This window comes from Flavobacterium sp. (genome assembly GCF_036515215.1).
Classification (GTDB): domain Bacteria; phylum Bacteroidota; class Bacteroidia; order Flavobacteriales; family Flavobacteriaceae; genus Flavobacterium.
Map to the genome: position 1 here is coordinate 1 of NZ_DATBVQ010000111.1, position 5,525 is coordinate 5,525.

5 protein-coding genes are annotated in these 5,525 nt (G+C 37.6%); 1 reads left to right on the forward strand and 4 read right to left on the reverse strand.

Annotated features, from left to right (window positions below):
• Nucleotides 1–451: 451 nt before the first annotated feature.
• The 4 genes from VIH09_RS07690 to VIH09_RS07705 all read right to left on the reverse strand — a co-directional run bounded on the left by VIH09_RS07690 (nucleotide 452) and on the right by VIH09_RS07705 (nucleotide 5,206).
• Nucleotides 452–1,882 (reverse strand): transposase, encoded by a 1,431-nt coding sequence (locus VIH09_RS07690; protein ID WP_331579547.1) that lies wholly within the window; start codon nucleotides 1,880–1,882, stop codon nucleotides 452–454.
• Between the two features lie 260 nt (nucleotides 1,883–2,142).
• Nucleotides 2,143–3,894 (reverse strand): IS1634 family transposase, encoded by a 1,752-nt coding sequence (locus VIH09_RS07695; RefSeq protein WP_331579549.1) that lies wholly within the window; start codon nucleotides 3,892–3,894, stop codon nucleotides 2,143–2,145.
• A 72-nt stretch (nucleotides 3,895–3,966) separates the two neighbouring features.
• Entirely contained in the window at nucleotides 3,967–4,695 is a 729-nt protein-coding gene (locus VIH09_RS07700) for a transposase (protein WP_331579551.1), read from the reverse strand.
• A gap of 10 nt (nucleotides 4,696–4,705) precedes the next feature.
• Nucleotides 4,706–5,206 carry a hypothetical protein gene (locus VIH09_RS07705; protein ID WP_331579553.1) on the reverse strand — a complete coding sequence of 167 codons (501 nt, stop codon included), beginning with the start codon at nucleotides 5,204–5,206 and terminating at the stop codon, nucleotides 4,706–4,708.
• A gap of 73 nt (nucleotides 5,207–5,279) precedes the next feature.
• On the opposite strand from VIH09_RS07705, the gene VIH09_RS07710 reads away from it, so the two are divergent.
• Nucleotides 5,280–5,525: hypothetical protein (locus VIH09_RS07710; protein WP_331579555.1), on the forward strand; the 246-nt coding region annotated here is incomplete at its 3' end.

A 5,525-nucleotide genomic window follows, 5' to 3' on the forward strand; every position in this document is an offset into this window, starting at 1 on the left:
TGCAGCCTATGAGTCTGGCGTTATCCCTTATATTCCGAGCGATAAAAAAAATTAGGATTTTATGAAAAAAAAAACTCAAGAAAAAAAACGCTGAAAACCAGTTCACACCAATGTGGGACATACCAGATCGATTCTAAAATGGAAATAGGATATTCTTTTTGAACCTTCATTTTTAAACTTTTAGTAAAAAAGAAATGAAAGTCACAAAAATTCATGCGGAAAGTTACAATTGACTTTTAGAAGAAATATGAATATGTATTAATGAAGTTATTTTAAGTAAGTTAGGATTCTTTGATGTTATTTAAGCGTTACACCTCACTTTTGATCTCGACGAGTATCCTCGTTCAGTCTGTTTCCCCAGTTTTTGCAATGTACAACGATTCTGTCGATAAACTTGAGACAAATCTTCCGAAATTGAAGCAATATCGATCAACTCCTGCACCTCTTGATCCTAAACTCCCAGAGTAGTGGGCATTATGATTTTCAAAGCTTTGGAGATTTCCTTTACTTTTTTGTTGGGCTCCTGGATAATTGCCCCGTCTTCATAGATTTTGGCTTTTAATCCCCTGAGCCGCAGCAAGGCCTTGTCCATGGTGATATCCGGCTGTAATTTTTGTCTCATGGTTATGAAAAGAATGAGCGCTATAAACACTAACATCAAATAACCATTAATAGATTGTTCACTATGGACCCTAAGAGGCAACAATGAATTATTTGATTTAGCAAAACCAAAAATTTGCTCGATTGACTGGCGATTGTAGTAAGTTGGCAATACTTCATTTGGCTTGATCTCAGACTTTGAAAGGAGAATAAAATAACCACCATATTTTATTTTTTTGTTAATAGCGGCTTTTTTTACATCCGTTTGTTTGTTTTCTATGCAGTTCTTTAGAATATTATTTACATCTTTTGATTTTTTGTTTGGATCTAAAATAATGTGTGCATACATTTCATTGCCGTAAATATTTGTCTTTTGACTGACGATGAAAACACTACGATCTCCATATTTTACAGCATTCTCAAGGGATTCTGTAAGGACCGCCCCATCGACCAATTGGTAGAAAACAGCATGACTTTTGGGAAGTCTCGTCACAAAATCCACACTTTTTTCGCACATATACTGGAGATTTTCTTTAGAGCAATAGCCCGCATCCAAAAGCGCCGAATCGGCGGTTAATCCAAGCCGCTTTATTTCTTCAATTGTTGTTTTTAATGTTGAATTATCAGCAATATCTCCACCAAAAGCTCGAAAGTAAATCGGCAATTTTTTTACTTTATCGACAAGAACTAAACAAGAAATGTTCTCTTGGATGCCTTCCGATGTATAACCAAATGTATTTATTGAGGTATTAATAGCGCTTGGCAGAGAAGTACTATCTATTAACAATCCAGTCTCATTTGGGAAGAATTTAGCAACGTAGTTCTTGAAGAATTTTTGTTGAACATCTTGTCGACCGAGCTCTTTTATTAACCTACTGATATCTTGAGATTTAACATGAGCTTCAGGAAATAATTTGTTTGCAAAATTGCCACTATTCCAATCTTCACAGTTTTGCATGGCCGATCCCTCGGTCATTTGGTAGCAGGCCAATTGCAAGATACTATCGGACAAATCTCCGAAACTGTCTTTGATCACGTCCGCCAAACCCATGTTTTTTGCCGTTTCATGGATCGCAAAACTATCGCCAAAATCCAAAATGGCCTTTTCCGGTTTTTGCTCCCCCTGCAGGCGACCCATTTTTTTGTATTCACCGCCTGGACCATCAGCTGTGCCGAGATATTTTGTTTTCTGACGGGGCTTTTTGAGGATTTTGTCCCAATATTGATGAACCTCATAGACGTAATACTTATTTCCTCGCTTCTGATACCTCAATGTGCTCACCTGAATGCTCCTTTTTGTAGTTATATAATGCTTATATGGGCATTATATATAAAACAAAAAAAATTGCAACAAAAATCGCAATAAATCCTTTGAAACATTAGATTAAAGGTGGAGTGTTGATTCTAGACTATGAGCATAATGCCCAGATCTTTGGGAGTTTAGGTTTATGTTTAAAATTAGTACGCAATAATCCAGTATAAGTTGAAAAACTTCCTAAAATTCAATAGTTCTACTTGACTTTTTAATAAATTCTGGACGTATCATGTCACCATTAACCCATACATCTTCATAGCTGTATTGCCAAATAGTTCTATTATCTTTTTTCTTAAATCACTTAAATTCGCGATAACCTCATTTTTTAAAAAACGTACAATACTGACCCCTTCCATAATTTGAAAAATCCACCTTAGTGTCGGATTCTTAACTTGTTTTCCAAGCTGATTAGGCAGCGTTTCATTCTTCTCTTTCAATAATTCTCGCAATTTATATTGAGCTATATTATAAACCAGCAAGCACAGCGTCATCACCATCATCAGCGCCTCGATTCGTTTCGGTGATTTCAAGAAAATTGAATCCACCATAAACCAAGGATCCTTCAAAAAACGAAACCCTCCCTCCACTTTTTGTTGCTCCTTATATTCTTTTAACATCTGCTCATCAGTATAATTTTCACTATCAAGATCATTTGTTGCTAAAATAAAACGTCCCTTGCTATTCAATACATTTTCAATCTCAACGGAATTTCTTTCAAAACTTCCAACAACTTGATATCCAACAACAATTTTTGTTTCTCCTGCCTTGGGTTTGCCTGCCTTGGCATGTTTTTTAATTTCAACAATCTCAGCCTTTACAACATAAAGGGGATGTTTTTTCTTTAGCTTTTTCAAAGCTTTTAACCCATCTTTTTCACATGTATAGACTTCATTCCCCAGATGCCAGAGTGCCATCTTCAAGGCCTTGTCCTTCTTGTCCAGATTCGTATCTAATGTTTTTTTCTCTCGATTATAAGCTTGTTGAGAAAAGACAAGGAGCCATCGCTGTTGTATCCCACCATAAGGGGACGTAAAGGGAGCTATCTTATAACCATGATCTTGTTCTTCCCAAGCAATCTCAGAGTCCGCCGTCATCACAAGAGTTTTGGCCTCCTTAATTGTATGGGGAACGCGCGTAAGCCAAGTAAAATCGTTCATTTTTAACAAACCACTTTTTGTATACAATGCAGAATCTGCTATCCATTTAAACTCTCTTTCCACATTAATTTGTTTTTTAAAGGCATTTACTTTTTTTATTGTCTCCTGAAAGCTGACTTTGTCTGAGTTGTTGCCATTCAAGGGCTCCATAAAAATAGGTGCACCACTCGGTCCATTCACAACAAGTGACAAGACAGCCTGCTTCAAATCAGGTCGGTGATCTTTTGAATGCCCATGGGTGATTTCGATAACTTCAATTCCTTCCTCTCGTAGCTCTTCATACTCACCATGTACGGTCAAGCTCGTCGTATCTAAATGATTGTTAGCACAAAGTAATTTCTGCTCTATCGCTACATCAAAGGCAACTTTGGCAAACAATTCACTTGCCCCATAATCATATATTTCATCCAGGGTATGACCCAACGTATAGTCCGTTAAGTCATCTGCTGTGAGCTCATCATCATCAAGCAAAAGCGAGACGGGCTTCGTTTCAAAAAATTGGGAGGTCAAATAGAGACGTCTATTGGTAAAACCCAGACCATTCAAGATCATAGCGACCACTGCTTGCCCAGGACTCACAACACGCCGTTTGTCTTGATTACTAATGAGAGCGTCTATTTTCTCCGCTATCCCTAGATCCTTGCACACCGACGCCACCAAGCCATGATGGTCTAGCGATAATGTTTGAATCTCGTCGCACTCAATTTTTAATTCCACTTTGTTTTTCTCCCTTCTTATTTCGGGAGATATTAAGGTATTTTCTTCTTTATTGTAATACTTAATATTTACATTTTTTCTGAAAATTGTAGCGGGCTGTAACAATGCTTTTGGGGAATACGCAAATTATCTGTTTTTTTTGCTCATCCTAGTGGCGCATTCATGAAATAAGCTATCTTAAGTATTCAGGGGCCTTCCCTTGTATGTCCACTTGAAAGCTTTAGCCATGGTTGAATTAAAGTAATCAATAAAGTCAAATATTTTTTGTTTTAATAAATCGGTTGACCCTACAGATAATCTTTTTAAAAGACGCCTAACCAAAATACTAAACCAAATTTCCACTTGATTCAGCCAAGACGCATGTTTAGGCGTATACACAAAGTATATTCGATGAGAGGGGTCAGATAAGAATGCCGCTCGCCTCTCCATCGATTTCAAAATTCCCTTCTTTCCTTTCTTGCCCAGGTCCTCCTGAATGTCACATAGTTTTGCAATGAGGCGAACTAAACTTTCTGATTGATGTGTGTTAAGGTTATCCACAATAAAAATCCATTTAGCATTTGGATCTGTTTCTATCGTTTTCTTTATGTGTTGTTCAAAATCTTCTTCGTTTCGCGTATCCCCAATCGTAGGCGAAATAATTTTCCCTGTTGCAACTTCAAAGTTGGCAATTAGACACTGGGTTCCGTGTCGCTCATATTCATGATCTTGTCGCTCAAATCTCCCAGGTTTCATGGCTGTTATAACTCTCGTCAGTGCCTGAATTCCTGTCTTTTCGTCGCAACTCATGACGTTTACACCTTCTTTATAGAGACGGAGCGCAGACTGGTAAAGGTCACACAGGTTTTTGACCGAAGCATCAAAGGCCTCTTGATCTTCAATGGGAGTATGGATCCACCCATCCACTTTGTGAGGTTTAATGTCCCCCTGATTTTAAAAAATTGCTCAAATGAGTTATGGAAATCGTTTCAACAATCCCTCGTTTGATGAGTTCTGCTTTTAAGGCGGAGAGACTCCAATGGCTCAATGGAAGACCGGAATCTTCTGGCTTTTCGCAGGCAACTGATAAAATTTGGCAGATTTGTTCGGCTGTAAAGGTCGCGGGAGTACCGGGGCGTGGATAATCCGTAAAAATCTCTTTTATCTTTTGTTTATATTTATAATTGTCCTCTTCTTTTTCTTCCATTTCTAAAAGAATATTTTGGGCCTCAAACCATTTTCTACGCCATAGCCCGACATTAATGCGATTTAGGGATACCTTTGAGCTAATCTCTTTGTTTTGCATGCCTTCGTTTGCGTGAATTATTATTTGGGCTCTCAAGATAAGCGACTTTGCTATGCTTCTTGACGTAGCCATCGTCGATATTATTGTCTTTTGCTTTTCTGTTAAGTTGATTTTAGGGGCTATCTTTGACATTTTAGAAACCTATTGTTGTTATGATTGGTTTCTATTATATACAACTTTAGATAAAATTAAGATAGCTTATTTCATGAATGCACCACTAGTGCTTTTTCATTCTTTAGTTTTGGGATCCTATGCCGTTCGCCCTGAGCGTAGGCGCGGAGCGCCAAAGTCGAAAGGTGATATGATTCCTAAATACCTTGAAGAAATTCAAGCTCATCTATCAGCCGAAGAGAATATCAAGAACTTATGTTTTGAACGATCAGGATTGCTTTTTAATGAATTCAATCAAATCTTTACGGATATTTTTTCCTCGCGCAGTGAAACCTACAAG